Below are 18,337 nucleotides of genomic sequence, written 5' to 3'. Positions count from 1 at the left end.
TATCAGACACGCGGCTCGGTGACCGGCCGTGGATCGACGTCTCCGCGGACAACGGCGCACGCGCGATCTGGGAACGATGGAGCCGGCGTCTCCTACATGCGCAGCACCGATGGTGGACGCAACATGGGCGAGCGTCCACATTATCCACCCCTTATGGGCGGGTCGCGAACCCACCTCGCCGTGGGCCCGAAGGGTGAGCTGGCGGCGAGTGGTGCCGATCTCGGTCTCCGGCAACTCGTTCAATGCGGGGGAGGACTGGCTCTTCACCTCCACGGACCGAGGAGACGTGGGTGAAGCGCACGCCGCCGGGCACGCGCGTATGGGAGGCGATGCGTGACACCACCGTGAACCCGCCGACTGGAACGAGGCCGCGCAACCACGCTGGGTCAGGCCGATCTTGCCTGACGCGACCGGCGCACTCTTCAGTCTGTGGGGACACGAGAACGCGGTCTGGCTGGCACGCCCCGCGACATGGGAGCGAGCTGGACGACTCGGAGATCTCACGCGACAGTGCGGTGACCCATTTCCCCTACCTCATCGCAACGCGCGGGGACGGGCAACTCGCGGCGAGCTGGTTCACCGGACCGGCAATGCCTGGTCGCCACGGTGGCCTACATCGAGACAGCGTGGTGACGGGACACCGCGCGTGGCCCGCGCCCTGGCATTCCAGCCTGAGGCGTTCCAGCAAGGGTTTCCGCCGGACACGGCCACGGTACGTAGGCGCCGCCGGCGAGTACCTCAGGATGACTTTCCTCTCCGACGGCAGCCTTTGGGCTTGCGGTGCCGATCCAGCACCCGGCGGCGCAGCGGCTCGGTTTCGCCTTCCGGCGTTACACGATCAGTCGTTAGGCGGTCACGTCGGTTTCACCCGGCCGTCGAGAATCCGCACCACGCGGTCACTGCGCGCGGCGATGGCCTCGTCGTAGGTGCTGATGAGGAACATCGTCCCTTCTCGCGGCACAACTCGCGCATCAGGATCAACACCTCCTCGCCGGTCTCGTGGTCGAGGGGTTGCCGGTGGGTTCGTCCGCGAGGACGATATCTGGCGCATTCATCAGGGCGCGCGCTTGGCCACGCTGCTTCTACCGGGGAAGCTTGGTCGCGGAAGTCCGCCTGGTCGCTCAAACCCAACTCTCCGCGCAACTCGGCCGCGCGCGCACGCGTCACCCGCAGGTCGTCCGGGCGTCGCGGGAACGCGGGAACATCACGTTCTCCAGCGCGGTGGAAGTCCGGGAGCAGGTGGTGGAACTGGAAGACGAACCCGATGTGCTGGTTGCGGAACGAGGTCACGGCCGCGTCGTCCAGGGATGCTCAACCGGTTGCCGACCAGCTCGACCTCGCCGCTGGTGGGACGGAGCAGGGTGCCAAGGATCGACAGCAGAGTACTCTTGCCGCTCCCCGACGGGGCCCATGAGGGCGACAAACTCGCCGTGGCGGAACTCCGGTCGATCCCCTGGCGCACCGGGGGTCTCGACGTCGCCATCGACATACGTCTTGCGCAGGTCGATGACGCGCAGCACGACGTCGCTCATGCGGAGATGACCTCCACCGGGTCGGTGCTCGACGCCACGCGCGCGGGGCAGGATCGCCGCGGGGTGGACGCCACGGTCGCGATGGAGATCGCGAGCCAGTACTCGCCGAGTGCCGGGTCGATCGGGAGGCTCTGCGTGCCATCAGGCCGCAGGGTCACCACGGCGAGGAATGCGAAGCCGTAGCCGAGGGCGGCGCCGAGCACGATCCGAACAACCCGATGAACAACCCCTGAAGCAGAGGAAGATCCAGGTCACCGACGCCCGCGTCACCCCATGCTGCGCATGATCCCGATCTCCACGCGGCGCCGCACGGCCTGACAGCAGGAGCTGCGACGCCACGGCGATGATGATCAGCAGGATCGCGAAGAACTTCACGAGGTCCCCGGTGCGCCCCTGCACTCAGCGCGATCCTGCAACCGCGCATTCTCGGCGATCCAGTCGACCGCATCGAGCACGGTCATCCCTCGCAACTGCTCCGCCACCGCCGGTGCCGCAAATATGTCCTGCAGCTCCGCAGGCGTTGACCCGTGGTCACCCCCAGGTCTGCGGCCATCGTGATCCCGATGAGCACGTCGCCGGGCCCTAGTGACGCAGAGCCGCGGACGATGCCGCTGGCGAGGTCGATCATCGCGCTCTCTTTGCCCGGTTCGTAGCCGGTGAGGGAGACGGGAAGGATCTGCTCGCCGCGCTGGATGAAGCCGGAGCCGGAGACCGACGCGGCCGAGGCGGTGACCCGCGGGGAGCCGATCGATCATCTGGGCGACGTTGCGCCAGCCGGTGATCAGGGGAGCGAGCCTCGTTCCCGCGCTGCACAGCGACGAGGGCACGCCCCATCGGCGGTGGTGAGCGTGCGCGGCTCCTGCGGCAGCGGCTCCAGCCGCACGTGCGCGAGGTTGCCGATGACGTTGTTGGTCAGCGACACGGCGAGGCCGTTAATCAGCGCCGCCATGAAGGTGAAGACGACGATCCCGACCGCGACCCGCTGAAGATCAGCAGGGTCTGCAGTCGGCCGCTCCGGATATACCGGAGGGCGACGGACAACTCAAAGGGCATTGGCGCCGGTGCGGGTGCGCACGGCCAGGCCGTCGCGCACCGACTTGGGGGCGATGGCGACGGTGTCGCCGGACTTCATCCCCTCCACGACTACGATCCGCTCCGACGGCCAGTCGATCACCCGCACAACCTGTCGCCGCACGGTGTCAGCACGTACCACCATGACAAACGGTTCGGCGCCAAGCCCACCGACCGCGACCCGCGGGACCGTGATCGCGCCGGGATGACGCGCGATCTCGAGGTTCACGTCGACGGACAGCCCGACGGGAAGCCGTGGGGCGGACTCAACAAAACGCAGCCGCACCGGCACCGCACCACTGGTCTCGCTGACGCGCCGGCCGATGTAATCCACGACGGCCCGGTATTCCGTGCGGGCCCCTGTGAGGGGCGACACGCGAGCGGGAAGTCCTTCCTTCAGTTCGCCCAGGTACTGTTCGTCGACTTCCAGCTCGATCTCGGCGCCGGTGCCGGTCGCGATCTCGTAGATCACCGTCTGTGGCGTGACGTTCTGGCCGGGGTCGACGGGCGGGCGAGGACGTAGCCGTCGATCGGTGAGCGGAGGGTGAAGTCGCGCAGGCGGGAGCGGGATTCCGAGATCAGTGCCTCGAACTGCCGCACCCCTTCACGAGCGCTTTCTGGGGCGAACTTGGCCTGCTCGGCGTCGCGTTCCGGGAGTCCACCGGCGGTGACCAAGGCGCTGGAGGCGATCATACTCTCGCTGGCGCTGGTCCACGTCCACGCGGCGCGCGGCGAGTTGCGCGGTGGCCTGTTCGATCACGGCCTGCGAACCCGGGCGTCCAGGGTGGCGAGGACGTCGCCGCGGCGGGACCAGGTCTCCCTCGCTCCGCGTCAGGGAGGTCACTGTGCCCGATACTGGGGCTGGACCGAGTTCGAGAGGCGCGGCCGAATCCGCCCGGTGACGGCTGGGAGGCGCACCACATCCTCGGTCGTGGAGGTGGCGACGTCGATGATGGGAGGCCGGGAGGCAACCTCGGTATCCAATGAAGAGACCCGCACCCACGAGGGCGAGGACGAGGAGCGGGAGGAGTCGGCGCAGGAGTCGCATGGGTGGGAGCGGGGCAGGAGCGCCCATGCAACAAACATCGCGGGATCGGTCCCGGGGTTCCAGCCTCACCCGCAGCGACGGCGGCCACTGCGGGGCGACCGCCTGGACTCCCCTGACAGGCGAACCCGCCAGTCGCCGCGGGCGGACGGTCGCGCACCCGGTCTGGCCTACTTCTGGAGGATCGTGAAGTAGTGGGACTTGTACGTCGGCGAGCTTTGGGTGTTCGGCGTATTCGGGCCCAGGTCTCGAAGAGGCGATTGCCGCCTTCACAGGTCTTTACGTCAGCGACGCGGACGGTGACGTCGCGTTGGATTTCCCCGGCCTGAAAGGTGACCGTGTTGACGTTGCTCAGCGTCCAATTCGAGTTGTAGAAGCGCGAGTTCGATGCATTCTGAAAGCACGTTGGTGGCGTGAGTCCCCATCCAACGACCTGTTGCTGCCCGGATGGTACGGGGGACATGAGCTTGATGCGGAAGGTGGCGAGGTCCCCGCGATAGATCGCACCAGTGACCGTCTGCAGGGTCGCCACGTAGTTCGGGCCGGTGTACGGCTTGATGATCGTGGTGAGGGTCTTGTTGCCGTTGGTTCCACCGACGGTGACGGTGATGGTTTGATCGGACGTCACCGCCTTGGCGGCCGCTGCTTCGACCTTGCAGGATGTCGACTTGTGACGGTTGGAGGGGACGGTTCCTCCCTTGATCTCAAAGCAGGAGAGGATGTTGGGCTTGTTGGAGTTCAGCGGGATCATCGAGTGGTTCGACCCGGTCGCGGTCGACGACGTGAAGGTGACCTCCACGTTGAAGGCGTAGAAGTTGGTGATTTGCGATGGGGCGGGCAGCTGCAGGGTGACGGTCTTGTTGCCGGAGGAGAGTGCCGCACCTCCGGAGTTGGTCTGGAGCTTCCACTCCGCATTGGACAGGCTGGCCTGCGCGTCGAGCGTGGAGGCGAAGGCGACCATGGCCGCGCAGAGAGCGGGTACGGCGAGGCGAGGGGGGAGTCGGCGCACGAGAGTTTTCTCCTGGTTTGGCCCCGGTCGTGCTGCGTGTCAGCACTGTGGCGTGGAGCGGTCATCAGGGAAATCGCAGGATCGCGGTCCGGCGTATCACCGCCGCGGTCGCCGCGGCTCGGCGGCGCGCGAGGGGCGACCGCGGGTGGGTCGTCAGGGTGCGTCGATCGCGGTGAGGCGTCGGGCGATGGTGGCCCGATCGCTCGAGTCCGCGCGACTGGCGCCGCGGTTCATGGCGAGGAGTCATAGAAGGCCAGCGCCGAGCGATACTGGGTCCTGGCGACGAGGCGGTCGTTGCGGGCGGCAGCGAGGTCACCGAGCCGATGGTGGATCAACCCCATCCCGCGGAGCAGCTGGACGTTCTTCGGGTCGGCGCGGTAGATCGTGCGACGGATCCGGTACGAAGCTTCGCACGCGGCGAGGGCGGTGGGCAGCTCGCCCCGCGACTGGTAGAGGCCGCAGAGCAGGAAGTGGGCAATGGCCACATCGCGTTGGGCATCCATGCTGCCGGGCCGCAGGGCGGCCAACTGCTCCCGCTGGGCGAGAGACCGGGCGAGCAGGTCGGGGGCGTCGGCGCCGCCGCCGTCGCCCGAAATGCGACCCATCCGTTCCAGGATCAAGGCGCGATAGCGGCGATTGCGATAGGCGTTGGTAGTCGTGCTCGAGTCGCGTTCGAGCAGCGCAAGTGCGCTGCGATATTCGCGCATCGCGGCCGCCGTGTCGCCGAGGTTGCGAAAGGCGGGATGTCCGGCCAGGTCGCCGCGTTTGGAGAGGCTCACGGCGAGCTGGTGCGTCGCCTCCGGGCTGGGCCACCGTTGGGCGATGGTCTCATACAGGCGAACGGCGCGATCCTGGTGTGTCATCGAGCCGCGGACGTTCCCGTCGTCCTCACCCACATCAGCGAGTCGCTCGCTTACCAGTGCCACGAGTCGTGCGGAGCCCTCGTCACTCGGCATTTGCTGATACACCCGTTCGGCGATCTCGAGCGCCTTGCGGTACGAGGCGCGTGCGCCGGCGATGTCGCCGAGGTTGGCGTTGGTGGGATTTCCCTGGACATCGCCGATGCGTTGGTAGGCAAAGGCGAGTTCGCGATCGAGCGCGGGATCATCCACCACTTCCCGGGCAGTGCGATCGAGGTACTCGAGGGCCGGGGCGATGAGGGCGGCGCGTGCGGCGGTGGCGCCCGGGAGGTCGGCTATGGCGTTGTGGACGTCGGAGAGGAGCGCGTTGGCCAGGCGGCGTCCGTCTCGATACCGGGTCTCGGCGCGTCGCGCCTGCCACCAGGTGGTGGTTGCCCCAACGACCAGTGACAGCACCAGCAGCGCGGCGCTGGCACTCTGCCATCGGTGCCGCTGCACAAACTTCCTGATGCTGTACGCAACGGTATCTGCGGTGGCGCTGACCGGGCGCCCCTGTTCCCACGCGGCGAGGTCGTGGGCGAACGCGTCAACCGAGGCGTAGCGGCGCTCCGGTTCCTTGCGCAGGGCCATGGCGGTGATGTCGTCCAATTCACCGCGCAGGACGCGGCGCACACCCTCGGGCATCGTGGAGTCGACGGCGACACTGGGAGGCACCGGCGGGACCTGGGTGACCTGCCGAACGGCCTCGGCGATCGGCAGGTCGGCCATCAGGAACGGGCGCCGCCCGGCCAGCAGCTCGTAGAGGACGACGCCGAGTGAGTAGATGTCGGACGCCGTCGTGACCTGCTGTCCGTTGATCTGTTCGGGGCTTGCGTATTCGAGAGTCAGCGCGCGGTCTCCGCCGAGCGTGAGCGGGAGGTCGTCGTCGGACCCTTCGAGGAGCCGCGCGATCCCGAAGTCGAGGAGCTTGACGGTGCCGTCCGTGGTGACGAGGATGTTGCTCGGCTTCAGGTCGCGGTGGACCACTTGGTGTTCGTGGGCGTAATGCACCGCGCGGCACACCTGGCGCACCAGCTGGAGTCGGGCGGGAATCGAGAGGGCATGGGTGGCGGCGTAGGTCGTAATGGGAACGCCGTCGACAAACTCCATGACGAAATACGGATGGCCATCGGGGAGGACGCCGCCGTCGAACAGACCAGCGATGTTGCGATGCTGTAGTCGCGCCTGGATGGCGCGCTCATGTTCAAAGCGCCGTCGCGACTGCGCGGTCGGGATGCCATGGCGCAGGAACTTCACGGCGACACGTTGCCGGAATTGCGCGTCCGCACGCTCACCCTCGTACACCGCGCCCATGCCGCCCTGGGCAATGAGGCGGATCAAGCGGTACGGTCCGACCATCATCCCGACGCGTGTCTCGCCGGTGCGTGAGACCGAGGCGAGGTCGACGAGCGGCAGGGCGGGGGTCTCCCATCGTTCCCCTGAGCGCTCGAGGGCGGCGAGCAGGCTCTCCACTTCCTGGCGGATGTCGGCATCGGATCCGCATGCCTCGGCGAGGAAGGCGGGGCGAGTTTCCGGCGTGCGCGCGAGGGCCTCCGAGAAGATGGCCTCGATGCGGGGCAGTCGATCGGGTGGGACGCGCGGTGGGGTGCCCATCACGACGGAAAGTGCGGCGGCCAAGATGTGCGGACAAGGCGGGGGCGCGATGGCGGCGGTGCCGAGGGGTTGCGGAGGGTGCCTCATGGCGCGCCTCTTATGCCGTGGTGACCGAGTCTTCTTCCACGCCGATCGGCGAACTGTACGCCCAGGTCTATGACCAGCTGCGGCGCCTCGCGCATGACCAGCGGGCGCGGCAGGGGGCGTCTGAGACGCTCAATACCACCGCCATTGTCCACGAGGCCTACCTGCGCCTGAGCGAGGGGAATGCGGCGGTGTGGAACGATCGTGCGCACTTCATGGCCCTGGCGGCCCGCGCGATGCGGTACGTGCTCGTGGATCACGCGCGGGCGCGTGTGGCTGAGAAGCGCGGTGGTGGCGTGCGCGCGGTCTCGCTGGATGAAGGGGCGCTGCCAGCGGTGGATCGCGCGGAAGACCTGCTGGCGATCGAGGAGGCACTGGTGCGCCTGGAGCAGCACGACGCCAGGCTCGGGCAGCTGGTGCAACTCCGGTTCTTCGCGGGGCTGAGCTACGAGGAGATTGCCCCCGTCGTCGGGCTCTCGGTTCCGACCGTCAAGCGGGACTGGGCCCGGGCGCGTGCGTGGTTGTATCGCTTCATGACTGAGGGGACGGCCTGAGCGGGGGCGAGAGGGTTCCCGCCCCGCGCGGCACCACCTAAAGACTTTTTGCAACCGACGGAGCGAGGATCGACGGGGTCCCCTGCTTGGTGCACATGTCCGGGCCAGGCTGCACCTTCTGCGCGTAGCCCGTCGGGCAGGTGTAGTTGGTAAGCAGGTTGTTGGTCTTCAGCTGGCAGCCGTCCTTCCCCCCGTTGAACTGGTCCATCGCCTTGACCGCGCCGATCCCACAGATGATGTCTGCCGTCTGGACGGTTCCCGGCTTGTAGCAGCGGGCGTTGGTGCCGCTCACCTGGAAGGTGTAGTTGGGCAGGCAGCCGTAATACGTCTCGGCGACTGCCGCGAATCCGCGCGGGCTGGCAGCAGCGATGGTGGTGAGGACGGCGCCACCGATGGCGGCGATCAGGCCGATCTTTGAGATGTGCATGAGAGAGGATCCGATGAGGGGACACTCTCACCATCGGATTTCGGGACCGCGGCGTATCATCGGTCCCTCGGCGTGGCTCAGCGGGAGCCTGGGGCGGTGAGGGAGTCGACCTGTGCGCGGACGACGCTGGCCTTTTGCTGGTCGCCAAAGCGGGTGTACAGGGCCACGAGATCGTTGCCGAACAAACGCGCCATCCCATGCAACTGCGGCGGCCCTCGCCGGGCGACATCGAACGCCGCCACCAGCTCGGGCTCGCCTTCGGTGCGGCGGTCGGCGCGGAGCAGGCACATCGCCCGCGTCCCGCGCCCTCCAACGCGAAAGGGATGTGTCTCCGGAAAGATGCGTTCCAGCCCCTGGTTCGACTCCCCAAACAACCGCAGCACCTCCTCGGAGGGGCCGTCCACCCGGCAGGCCATGTCGGCGACCTTGCCCTGCATGATGGCCACCCCGGGGTTCTCCGGGCCGGATGTTTGACGGGCCACCTCCAGCGCCTCACGATAGGTCGCCAAGGCATCGGAATGTCGCCCGAGTTTCTCGAGGACGCCAGCATAGTTGTCGAGCGTGACGGAGAATCCCGCTTGTGCCTCCGGCAGCGTGCGTTCGACCCGCACGACGTCGGCAATCAGCCCTGATGCTTCCTCGAGTTGCCCCGTGCGCGAGAGGATATTGCCGAGCAACACGCGAGCGCTGCGGATGGTTGGGTGACCGGCAGGTACGCGAGCGCCAAGGACGCGCAGCGCCTCGCGGACCATGGGTTCCGCCTCGGCGCTCCGCCCGGTGCGGTCGAGGAGGAAGGCCAGATTGGCCGTTTCCCCGGCCACGCGGGGATGGTCGTTCCCGAGGACGAGGCGGTTGATGCCGAGGGCTTCGGAGGCCAGGCGCGCGGCCAGGGGAAAGTCGTTGCCCCGCATGGCGAGCGTCGCCCGGTTGTTGAGGGCCTCGGCCAGCGCGGTCGAGTCCATGGGTCGCTGCGCGCGCAACACGGCGATGCCGGAATCGAGGTACACGCGCGCCGAATCGAACCGTCGCGCGTCCATGTGACTCGCGCCCACGTTCACCAAGGCGATCGCCAGTCTGCGATCCGGCGCAGGCGCAGCAGGTGCGACGACCGAGTCCCGCGGCCGCGGGATCGAATCTGTGCGGAGCTGCAGGGCACTGGTGTGCAAGGACTCCGCCGCCGTCGTCAGTCCGCGCGCCGAGGCGAGGAGTCCGAGGGCGGTGAGCGTCGCAGCCCGTTCATCGGCCGTCGACGCCGGATCGGCCGCCTGCAAGGCACGCGCGGTGTCCAGGGCCGCCTGGGCATCGTCGAAGCGCGCAAGCCCTGTGTAGGCCTTGCCGATGGCCGTCAGCAACACGGCCCGTGCGGCGGGTTGTCCGGCCAGCTCCCGGTTGACCCGGGCCACGCCGCGGTCGAGCGCCTCGCCAAGCGTCACCGGGGCGCCGTCGCGAGTGTTCCAGGGATCGGCCGCGTCGAAGAGCGAGGAGAGGACGCGGTTGGTGGCGAGGGCGCGATCACGATCTGCGGCTGCTGAATCCCGCGCGGCTGTCGCGCGGTCGCGTTCCCGCCCGACTCGTGCGTTCTGGACGAAGACACTCGCGAGGAAGGCGATGCCAAGGACGATCGCCGCCGACCATGCGCTGGCGAGGACCGGGTTGCGGCGGGCGGCGCGCCAGGTGCGCTCGGCGATACCAGGACGGCGGGCGCGAATCGCGTAGCCGTCCCGTACGCGGCGCAGGTCGTCGCGCAGCTCCTGGACCGTGGCGTAACGGCGTGCCGGATCGGGCGCGAGCGCCGTGAGAATCACCTGGTCGAGGTCGCCGCGCAGGTCACGCGCTCGCGTGGCATCGGCGGCCACAGCGCTGGGCGCACGCATGGCCCGCTCGACACCAACCAGGGACTGCTGCGTCATCACCATCCGCTGCCACTCGGGACGCACCCCGGTGAGCAGCTCGTGCAGCAGGACACCCAGGGCGTACACGTCCATTGCTGCGGTCGCCGGCTCGCCGCGCGCCTGTTCGGGCGAGGCGTATTCCGGGGTGAGGACCAGCTGGCCCGGACGGGTGAGTGTTTCCTCGTCGGTCTCGTCGGTGAGGCGTGCGATGCCAAAGTCCAGCAGCCGGGCGCGGCGCTGCGCGTCGACGAGGATGTTGGCCGGCTTGAGGTCGCGGTGAATCACGAAACGCTGGTGCGCAAACGCGACCGCATCGCAGACATCGTCGAACACGGTGAGGATGGCCCGGGTGTCGAGCCCCGCGTCGCGGACCCAGGTGTCGATGCGCACTCCGTCGACGAACTCCATGACGAGGTACGGCGTCCCCTCCTTCGTCATCCCGGCGTCGTAGAGTCGCGCGATGCCGACGTGCTCGAGTCCGGCGAGGATCCGCTGCTCGCGCCGCAGGCGACGGATCAGTCCGGGGGAGGCGGCGCCCTGCCGCACCACCTTGAGGGCGACGTCGCGGGTGAGCGAGCCATCGTCGCGGACGGCCGCGTAGACGTTGCCCATCCCACCGCGGCCGACGAGTCGACGGACGCGATACGGGCCGACGATGGAGCCTTCGGGGAGCGCAGCGTCGGGCGCGTCCACGAGGGGCCCGGAGGGCACAAACAGCGCGTCCGCGGAGTCGCCGATCCGGTCCGACGCGGCTGTGACCGACGCGAGCAAGGCGACGACTTCCCCGCGCAAGGCCTCGTCGGCGCCGCAGGCACGATCAAGGTAGGCTTCGCGTTCCCCCGCTTCCAGCGACAGCGCCTCCGCGAAGAGTTCGTCGACGCGCGCCCAATGCCTGGGATCCTCGGTCATGCGATATGGGGGTCCGGGACGTCTGTATGTAACGCGCGCGCGGATATCAGGCGAGGGCTCGGCACCCGGGCGCTCACTTGAGCAGGACGATGTTCGTGCCCTTGCACGTGCCACCGCTCACGGGGCCCGCCCCCCCGGTCTTGTACGTCGGGACCGGACCCTCGCCCATCAGGTTCACGACCAGGGAGTTCAGCAGGAGCCCGGCGAAGTGCCCGCTCACGGCAGTGGCGAAGGCATCAGCCGCCTGCGCACGGGCCGGGACATCGACCGAGACGGGGGCGAGCGCATTCTTCACCCGGACACCGAGGGCCGGGGCGAGCATCTGGGGACCACCGAGGCTGGTGAAGGCCCCCAGGGGCATGGGGACGTTGGGGACTGGGCCGATCTTGGAGGCCATCACCGCGGCAAATGATGGATAGAGGGCCAGCGGCGGGACCGTGATGATCTGCGACGTATACGCGTCGAACGCCTGTCGGAAGGCGAGGTCCCAGGCATCGGCGATGGCGGCGGGAGCGCCGGCCGAGGTCAGGCGCGTGCGCACCGTGTTCGCGTATCCGGTGGCTGAAGTGAACGACCCGGCGGCCAGCGTCGTCAGGGGACCATCGATTGCGCAGCCGGACTGGACGCGGGCGCCTTGCAGCCAGCGCTTCATGTCCTCCACGGCCCCGATGATGGCCGGCTGTGCCCAGTTTGACCAATTCAGCGGCGGGGCGACCACGCGATAGTTCTGCTGGAGCGTGCCGGAGACGTTATCGGACTTGCGACGAATGGTGAGGTTCCCCGTCATTGCGGTCGAGGGCAGCCGGACCACGACAGCCGAGCTGCTCGCGTTCAGCTCGGTGAGCATGGCGCCACCCAGCATCACGAACACCGGCGGGATATTCGATCCCGTGATGTAGAGTTGCTGCCCCGTCTCACCCTCCGGCGACGGATGGACCGTGAGTTGGCCCATCACCGGGGTATCGGGTGGTCCACCGAAGCCGCCGCACGGCACCGCGTACCCCTGCGGATCGATGCAGGAGAGGACGAATCCGTCGCGGGTCATGGCGTCGCCGGAGGAGCGAGCGTCGTATCCCGCGACGCGTAGCGCCTGGTACAGCGTACTGGCGCTCGACGTGAACTCGGTGCGGAGGGCCGGCACCACATCAGATGCCGGGTAGCCGACCGTGCGCAGGATTGTGCTGGTCTGGGTGATGGTCCGCGCATGGTCGCGCTTGAGGGTGCCAGCGGTCGTCGTGGCCGGAGTTCGCGCATCAAACAGCGCCTTCGCTTCCGTGACGGGGTCCCGCGTCTGTGCCCGGAGCGCGAGCGGCACCGCGAGGGAACAGAGGGTCAGCAGGACGCGGGACGCGGGGGCAGGGCAGGTGAACATGGGCAGCGCGGCGGCGGGTGGTCCGGATGCATGGGGGAACACCTGCACCATCGGAGAACCCGCCCGTTGGGGATCATCCCCGTGATACCGGCCGCGCCCGTTTCCCGATGGTGTGGGGGAGACCGAGCCAGTTCCCGCCGTCCCTGTCCCCTTCCGTGCGCCATCACTTCCCTCGCCCGCTCTGCCTCCTCGCCGCGTTGCTGCTGCCGGTTGTCCTGCCCGCCCAGGGCGATGCCGACAGCCTCCGCGTGGAGATCGCCATCGATACGGGCCGGTACCTGCCGAACACCACCCCGATCGAGATCCGGCTGCACCGCGTGTTGCGCCCCGACGAGGGCGCGCTGGTCCTCATGGTGGGTGGCGTGGACGTGACCGGGCTGGCAGAGCGCCTGCCGACGGGGTTGCGCTATCGCCCCGGCGTGGAGCCGCTCCCGCACGGCCAGACCGAGGTGGTGGCCTACCGCACGACGGGGGGCCGCATGGATTGAGCTGCAGCGCGTCACCGTGAAGGTGCTCACCGCGGGCGGCTTTCGGCGGATCGAGGCGCAACCGCAGGGCACCCTGACCAACAAGGGACAGCTGGCCAGCAGCACCAGCGGCATGCCCGAGCCGGAGCGTCCGCGCTTCCAGGATTTCGCGTTCAACGGCTCCCTGGGCACCACGCACGAACACGAGGGGTTCACGCTGGAGAGTTCGACCAACCTGGTGGGCGCCTCGCGTCGCGAGGAGGCCTTGCGGTACGGCCTGCGGCAGGAGGCGGCGCCGCGACTCGATTTGTCAGACTATCGCGTCTCGCTGCGGACCGTCGGAACCACCGTGGTCCTGGGACACACGAGCTTCGGGGCGAGTCGCCACCTGGTGAACGGCTTTGGTGCGCGCGGGGCGACGATAGCCTGGACGCGCGGGGGGACCACCCTCGGGATGGCGGCGATGGGGGCCGCGTCCACGGTTGGGTGGGACCAGCTGTTCCCGGTCTCCAACGGCGACCATCGCGTCCTGGCCGTTTCGCTGGGTCGGGAACTGCTGCCGACGCGTCCGGGGGCACTGCGCGTCGACGGGACCTGGCTTGACGCGAGCATGTTGCCACGCGGCGCCTTCACGCAAGGGGCGGTGATTGACGCCGAGGCGAGCGATGGCGGGTCGCTGCAGTTCAGCGCGGCCACGCCGGGACAGCGACTGCGCCTGACGAGTGGGGTGTCCCGCTCACGGTTCGTCAATCCGCTCCGCGATCCCCAACTTGGGGCCGACACGCTGCTGGTCGCGATGGAGCGGGAGACAAACACTGCACGTTTTGTCGAGGCCAGCCTGACGCCGGTGCAAGGACGTACCCTTCCGGGGATTGGCGCGGTTCAGGCGGCGGTCACGATACGGCATGAACGCGTGGATCCGCTCTACCGGAGCGTGGTGGCTCCCGTGCAGGCGGACCGTCAGCAGGATGGTGGAGACCTCACCCTGACGCTGGGCGCGCTGAACGGCCAGGTGACGGTGAACCGCTCGCGGGACAACCTCACGGAGCTTCCCGGGTTCATGACCACGCGGGATCGGGTGCGCACCGCGAGCCTCGCCGCCCCCCTGGCCCAGCTCCTCGGGGTGACGAAACATGCGGCGTGGCTCCCCACCGTCTCATGGTCGCTGAACCGTACGCACCAGGCCGGGGACGGCGTGCCGACGGGTGGGATCTTTACTGCCGACCAGGTGCCGGACCAGCTCTCGCGCAATCGGGACCTGGGCGCGCAATGGCAGTTTGGTACGTGGCGGGTGGGGGTGCGGAGCAACCGGGCGCAACAGGACAACCGCCAGGTGGGTCGCGCCGCGGCCGACTTTGCGTCGGGTTCTGACGCGCTCTCGATCGGGTCGGCGTTCGGTTCTGCGGCGGACGTGTCGCTCGACCTCGGCGACGACTTTCAGGAATCACTGGAGCGGTCGGAACGGAGCACGACGCGACGAGCCACGCTCAACGCCAACCTGCGTCGCGGTCAATCGACGTCGCTCATGGTGGCGTTCTCCTGCTGCGCACGACCCCTCCCACCGGGCCCGTGACGCTGAATACCGACCAGCGCGTGGAGATCACGCAGCCGCTCACGGTGCTCAAGGACGCCAGTGGCGGGGCCCGCGGGCAGCTGTTCCTGCGCTTTGGTCGCACCACGGCGCGGGTCCCGGACTTCGCGCGCCAGGAGAGCGACCCGCTCGCGGTGCAGCAGCAGCGGCAGTGGATGGTGAATTCCGGCTTCAACCTGCGGGTGTTCTGATGCGTGTGGTTTTTCGAGCCGGCCTGCTGGCGCTGGGTGCTGCATCGGGCCTGGCCGCGCAGGTGCGCGTGAATCCGACTGGGGTCAACGTCAACATGATGAACCCGACGACCGTCTTCCTGACGTTTGGCGGGTTGCGCGCCGGGCTGCGACCGGCGGAAGCATTCTGGTGTGGTGAGTTGGTCAGCGCGGCGCCGGATGTGGGGGTGCGCTGCAAGCCCGGCACCATCTTCGGGCAGCTGCCGGCGCGGTACGATCTGTCGCGCGCCAGCGGGACCGCGGCCTTTACGGACATCATGTCGATCCCGACGTCGGTGGCGCGGCGGGCCTGGCAGGACGCGCGTCGCGGCGCGACGCCGTCGTTCTATTATGTGCGGAGGTTCGCCAGCGTGAGTGGTGGGCGCGACGAGTTTGTCGCGGTCACGTGCCGGCCGTCGGCGGGTGGCGCGCGCACGCCGTTTGCGCTGACGGATGTCCGCGTGCGTTTTGACGGACGCGATGAGGTGCAGTTTGTGCCGTCCGGTCAGGTGCTGCCGCCGTTCACGGCGCGCATCATGTACAACGGGACCGGGCGCCTGGTCGGTCGGTGGGAGGTCGTGTTGCCGGGTGAGGAGGGGCCGACGGCATTCGACTTGTTGCCCGAGGCCTCGCTGCCCGTCGAGGAGCGATTGCAGCAGCGTCGATTCGTCCAGGTGGAGCGGTTCAATGTCTTTGTGCCACCGGGTGGCACGGTGACGCTGCCCGGGCCCGACCCGGCGCGCCTGCCGACGAGCGCCGACGGGTCGTACCTCGTGCTGTTGCGCCTCGAGGCCACCGACGATCGGGAGGGGGATTCCAACCTCGGCAGCGTGGGCGCGGGCCGTGGCCGATGTTAAGGTACGTCGTGGCCGGCGATGGCACGGCTGGGAGCGTGCGGCATGCGCGGCTGTCGCCGCTCGGTCCTCGCGATGGCGCGGTGGTGTCCACCGACGCTGCGGTTCGCCTGGCGTGGAGCGCGGACCGCCAGGCCTCGTTCTACCGCATCGAGGTCCAGGACGCCGGGGGCGTCTTGGTCCATCGTGCCCTCGTGCCAGCGGCGCAGCGCCGTTACGACCTCCCCGGGGCGAAGGTCGCGGGGGCCAGTGGCGGCGTGCGCTGGCGCGTGTGGGCGCTCGATGGCGACGGGAAGTTGCTGCGTCGGACGCCATGGCGAACCCTTCGTGCTTCCCCGTGACGTCGACGCCGAAACGACGTGCGATCACTGCCACTGACGCCCCGCGCGCGATGTCGCTCGGGCGACCGTCCCTAGGGGAGGTCGCTCCAACGGACCACAATGGTGTTGCTGGCCTGTCCGACAATGGTCAGGGTCGAATCCGACGCGTTCACCGACATGCGGTACAGGTAGCGCGCTCCCGATCGGTCCAGCGTACCCACCTCACTTGTTCCCTGGTACGCCACCATGCGCATGTTAGTGCTGTTATCCAGTGCCGTGTAGGCCCAGTAGACCTTCGTCCCCCACACCACCACCGGGCAGGTTGGTGACGCCGTCGCGGCATTCGGATCGGAGAGACAGGTCACCTTGAATCCCGCGGGGACGTTTAGTGCACTCGTCGTGGGACGCTGCTCAATGGCCGGTGGCGGGGTAGGCGTAGCACCGGGTTCCACGGGTGCTGTGCCACACCCCTGCACGAGTCCGATGGACACAACGAGAAGTTTCAGGGAACGACGCACGGCATGCTCCGGAAGTGGGTTCTCCCTTCCAGAGCGACAGACGTGGGTCAATCGCATCATGCGGACGCCTGCGGTCAGGTCGCTGGCGCTTGCCAGGCGTTGGCGCCTCGTGCGCGGACCTGCCGCCTGGGAGCCGCCGTTCCCTGATGGGACGTACCGACCCCGACCCTGACGAACCTAACGCGTGTCCGTGGAGTCCCGGATCGCCGCCACCGAGTCCGCCGATGCCGTGCGCCCCAGGGCGCGCAACGCATTCGTCAGGGCCACCCGCGCTTCGCGCAGGAGCGGCTCGGCTTCCGCCGGCCGTCGGAGCGCGAGGAGGCACTCCCCGAGCGGAAGCCCGACAGCGCGGGCCGGGCTTCCGTCGTGCGTCCGCAATATCCTTGCCTAACCGATGCTTGCACCTGTCGGCGCGATACGGCCGCGCCGCAGGTGAAGCTCAGGGGTTAGGCTTACTTCGGCGGACTCGTCCTTGGCGAATCGCGGAGCGTCGGAAAGTCATCATCAATCCCCCCGAAGTAGATCGCAGCTACAAAGAGTAGAAGGAGCACTAGCAGAATCGAGATGATGGGTCTTTTCCTCATGTTCCTTCTCCCGTGGCCGAGGCTCTACTTCCTTGGTGCACCGCACGTGGCACCCGGATCGGAGCCTGCTTTGGCACCCGCACCGCGTTGAGTTGTATTCGCGCAGGCGTACGCATCGGCGTCGCGCTCACGCCCTCTGCTCGTACTCGTGAGCCATGACTGCTCAAGGTGCTGTGACTCGTGGGCGAGTACGAACGCGAGTGTCCCTGGACTGAATTCGAATGCTGATTCGCGCATTTCGACGTGGCCGGCGAACGCTGTCGCCGTCGGCCGCTTGCCGGTAGCTCCCTGTCTCAGCTGCTGGAACCCGGAGAATCCTGAACGAATGTCGCCGGACTCGAGGAGCCCTCTGACTCTTGCTCCCGCCTCAGGGGTCATTCGATTGTTGATCGCGTAGATCACGCGATCCCACTGACCAACCGAAAGCCCGCCTGGACACTTCCCCGAGGCGTCGCGCATCGAGGCTGGACACAGCCCAAACGGATCCGAGAAGTTGACCGGATCGCCGCCGGCGTAGCCATAGAGGTTGAGGCCGCCGGCCAGGCCGATGGGATCCTCCTGCGTGAAGCGCCCGCTCTTGGGGTCGTACAGCCGGTTCCGCTGATAGATCAGCCCCCCGCCTCCCGCTTCTCCTGCAGCAGGCTCCCGTGCCAGCTCAACGTCAACAGCCCCCCGTGCACCTGCCGATACGGATCCGCCGTGAACGGCCACGTAACGTACACACACCGCTGCGCCGTGGCCACGCCCGGCGCCGGGCACGCCGTCTGCCCCACCCCCACCGTGTACGGCCGGTACTGCGCCCCGTCGCTGAACAGCCCCAGCAAGGGCGTCCCCCGCACGTCCCAGAACACCAGCAACGTGAAGCGCGGCCACGTCAGGCTCGCGCCCGACGGATTGTCCTTGTAGTCGTAGCGCGTCACGCTCAGCGGTTGGTCCACCCCCAGCCCCGGCCCGTACACCACCCGCCCGAAGAAGGGGTTCGCGTCCAACGTCGAGGACGGGGCCTGATACGTCGGGAATCCGCTGTCCAACTCCTCCGAGCTCGCCCCATCGATCGGCGCCCGGATCTCGGCCAGCTCCTGATCCCCGTCCCAGATCGTGCGCCGCACCCCACTCGTCACACACCCCACGTCCGTCGTCGGCGCGCAGGTCGTGCTCGTGCTCACCCAGACGCGCCGCCCCAGCGGGTCGTAGCGGAACTCCTCCAACGTGCGCCGGCCCGAGAGCCGCCGATCCACGGCCGCCACCCGATCGTCGCCCCGATAATACGTCGCCCGCTCCTCGCTCACCGCCGCGCCCCGAAAGTGGTGGTCTCGAAGCGGGTGTTCCCCGCCGTGTCGTAGGCATACTGCGTCCACGTCGGCGTTGACCCCGCGTTCGCGACCT

The 18,337-nt window shown here is 68.4% G+C and carries 17 protein-coding genes and 1 pseudogene; 6 read left to right on the top strand and 12 right to left on the bottom strand.

Going from position 1 to position 18,337, the window contains the following annotated elements:
- Window positions 1-853 precede the first annotated feature (853 nt).
- From IPK85_01150 to IPK85_01125, 6 genes and pseudogenes are all read right to left on the bottom strand, one after another.
- Window positions 854-1,520, bottom strand: a pseudogene (locus IPK85_01150) (ABC transporter ATP-binding protein).
- An 8-nt stretch (window positions 1,521-1,528) separates the two neighbouring features.
- Window positions 1,529-1,735: a hypothetical protein gene (locus tag IPK85_01145; GenBank protein MBK8246001.1), complete on the bottom strand. Its 207-nt coding sequence runs from the start codon at window positions 1,733-1,735 to the stop codon at window positions 1,529-1,531.
- A gap of 578 nt (window positions 1,736-2,313) precedes the next feature.
- Window positions 2,314-2,481, bottom strand: coding sequence for a hypothetical protein (locus tag IPK85_01140; protein ID MBK8246000.1), 168 nt, complete (start codon window positions 2,479-2,481; stop codon window positions 2,314-2,316).
- Window positions 2,482-2,574: 93 nt separating this feature from the next.
- Window positions 2,575-3,075, bottom strand: coding sequence for an HlyD family efflux transporter periplasmic adaptor subunit (locus IPK85_01135; GenBank protein MBK8245999.1), 501 nt, complete (start codon window positions 3,073-3,075; stop codon window positions 2,575-2,577).
- Window positions 3,072-3,296 carry a hypothetical protein gene (locus IPK85_01130; GenBank protein MBK8245998.1) on the bottom strand — a complete coding sequence of 75 codons (225 nt, stop codon included), beginning with the start codon at window positions 3,294-3,296 and terminating at the stop codon, window positions 3,072-3,074. The genes IPK85_01135 and IPK85_01130 overlap by 4 nt, the downstream gene beginning before the upstream one ends.
- A gap of 1,591 nt (window positions 3,297-4,887) precedes the next feature.
- Entirely contained in the window at window positions 4,888-7,029 is a 2,142-nt protein-coding gene (locus IPK85_01125; GenBank protein ID MBK8245997.1) for a serine/threonine protein kinase, read from the bottom strand.
- Window positions 7,030-7,058: 29 nt separating this feature from the next.
- On the opposite strand from IPK85_01125, the gene IPK85_01120 reads away from it, so the two are divergent.
- The gene (locus IPK85_01120; protein MBK8245996.1) at window positions 7,059-7,808 is read left to right on the top strand and encodes a sigma-70 family RNA polymerase sigma factor; all 750 of its coding nucleotides are present in this window, start codon (window positions 7,059-7,061) and stop codon (window positions 7,806-7,808) included.
- Window positions 7,809-7,845: 37 nt separating this feature from the next.
- On the opposite strand, the gene IPK85_01115 is transcribed toward IPK85_01120, so the two are convergent.
- The 3 genes from IPK85_01115 to IPK85_01105 form a co-directional block, all read right to left on the bottom strand.
- The gene (locus IPK85_01115) at window positions 7,846-8,235 is read right to left on the bottom strand and encodes a hypothetical protein (protein MBK8245995.1); all 390 of its coding nucleotides are present in this window, start codon (window positions 8,233-8,235) and stop codon (window positions 7,846-7,848) included.
- 77 nt (window positions 8,236-8,312) lie between these two features.
- Complete coding sequence (locus tag IPK85_01110) at window positions 8,313-11,036, bottom strand: serine/threonine protein kinase (protein MBK8245994.1); 2,724 nt, start codon at window positions 11,034-11,036, stop codon at window positions 8,313-8,315.
- 73 nt (window positions 11,037-11,109) lie between these two features.
- Window positions 11,110-12,408 carry a hypothetical protein gene (locus IPK85_01105; protein ID MBK8245993.1) on the bottom strand — a complete coding sequence of 433 codons (1,299 nt, stop codon included), beginning with the start codon at window positions 12,406-12,408 and terminating at the stop codon, window positions 11,110-11,112.
- A gap of 155 nt (window positions 12,409-12,563) precedes the next feature.
- On the opposite strand from IPK85_01105, the gene IPK85_01100 reads away from it, so the two are divergent.
- Genes IPK85_01100 through IPK85_01080 form a run of 5 tightly spaced genes read left to right on the top strand, consistent with a single transcriptional unit; the run spans window position 12,564 to window position 15,870 of the window.
- The gene (locus IPK85_01100; GenBank protein MBK8245992.1) at window positions 12,564-12,896 is read left to right on the top strand and encodes a hypothetical protein; all 333 of its coding nucleotides are present in this window, start codon (window positions 12,564-12,566) and stop codon (window positions 12,894-12,896) included.
- A gap of 16 nt (window positions 12,897-12,912) precedes the next feature.
- A complete protein-coding gene (locus tag IPK85_01095) occupies window positions 12,913-14,448 on the top strand; it encodes a hypothetical protein (GenBank protein ID MBK8245991.1) in 1,536 nt (511 codons plus the stop codon).
- On the top strand, window positions 14,445-14,657 hold the full coding sequence (locus IPK85_01090; GenBank protein ID MBK8245990.1) for a hypothetical protein: 213 nt from the start codon (window positions 14,445-14,447) through the stop codon (window positions 14,655-14,657). The genes IPK85_01095 and IPK85_01090 overlap by 4 nt, the downstream gene beginning before the upstream one ends.
- Window positions 14,657-15,532, top strand: coding sequence for a hypothetical protein (locus tag IPK85_01085; GenBank protein ID MBK8245989.1), 876 nt, complete (start codon window positions 14,657-14,659; stop codon window positions 15,530-15,532). Before IPK85_01090 ends, IPK85_01085 begins: the two co-directional genes overlap by 1 nt.
- Window positions 15,526-15,870, top strand: coding sequence for a hypothetical protein (locus tag IPK85_01080; GenBank protein ID MBK8245988.1), 345 nt, complete (start codon window positions 15,526-15,528; stop codon window positions 15,868-15,870). The genes IPK85_01085 and IPK85_01080 overlap by 7 nt, the downstream gene beginning before the upstream one ends.
- A gap of 71 nt (window positions 15,871-15,941) precedes the next feature.
- On the opposite strand, the gene IPK85_01075 is transcribed toward IPK85_01080, so the two are convergent.
- The 3 genes from IPK85_01075 to IPK85_01065 form a co-directional block, all read right to left on the bottom strand.
- Entirely contained in the window at window positions 15,942-16,367 is a 426-nt protein-coding gene (locus IPK85_01075; GenBank protein MBK8245987.1) for a hypothetical protein, read from the bottom strand.
- A gap of 177 nt (window positions 16,368-16,544) precedes the next feature.
- On the bottom strand, window positions 16,545-16,745 hold the full coding sequence (locus IPK85_01070) for a hypothetical protein (protein MBK8245986.1): 201 nt from the start codon (window positions 16,743-16,745) through the stop codon (window positions 16,545-16,547).
- A 230-nt stretch (window positions 16,746-16,975) separates the two neighbouring features.
- A complete protein-coding gene (locus IPK85_01065) occupies window positions 16,976-18,298 on the bottom strand; it encodes a hypothetical protein (GenBank protein MBK8245985.1) in 1,323 nt (440 codons plus the stop codon).
- Between the last annotated feature and the right edge of the window lie 39 nt (window positions 18,299-18,337).

The sequence above is a fragment of the Gemmatimonadota bacterium genome (assembly GCA_016712265.1).
Taxonomy (GTDB): domain Bacteria; phylum Gemmatimonadota; class Gemmatimonadetes; order Gemmatimonadales; family Gemmatimonadaceae; genus RBC101.
Note: the sequence above shows the minus strand (reverse complement) of the source record. Positions and strands in the feature narration are given on the sequence as shown.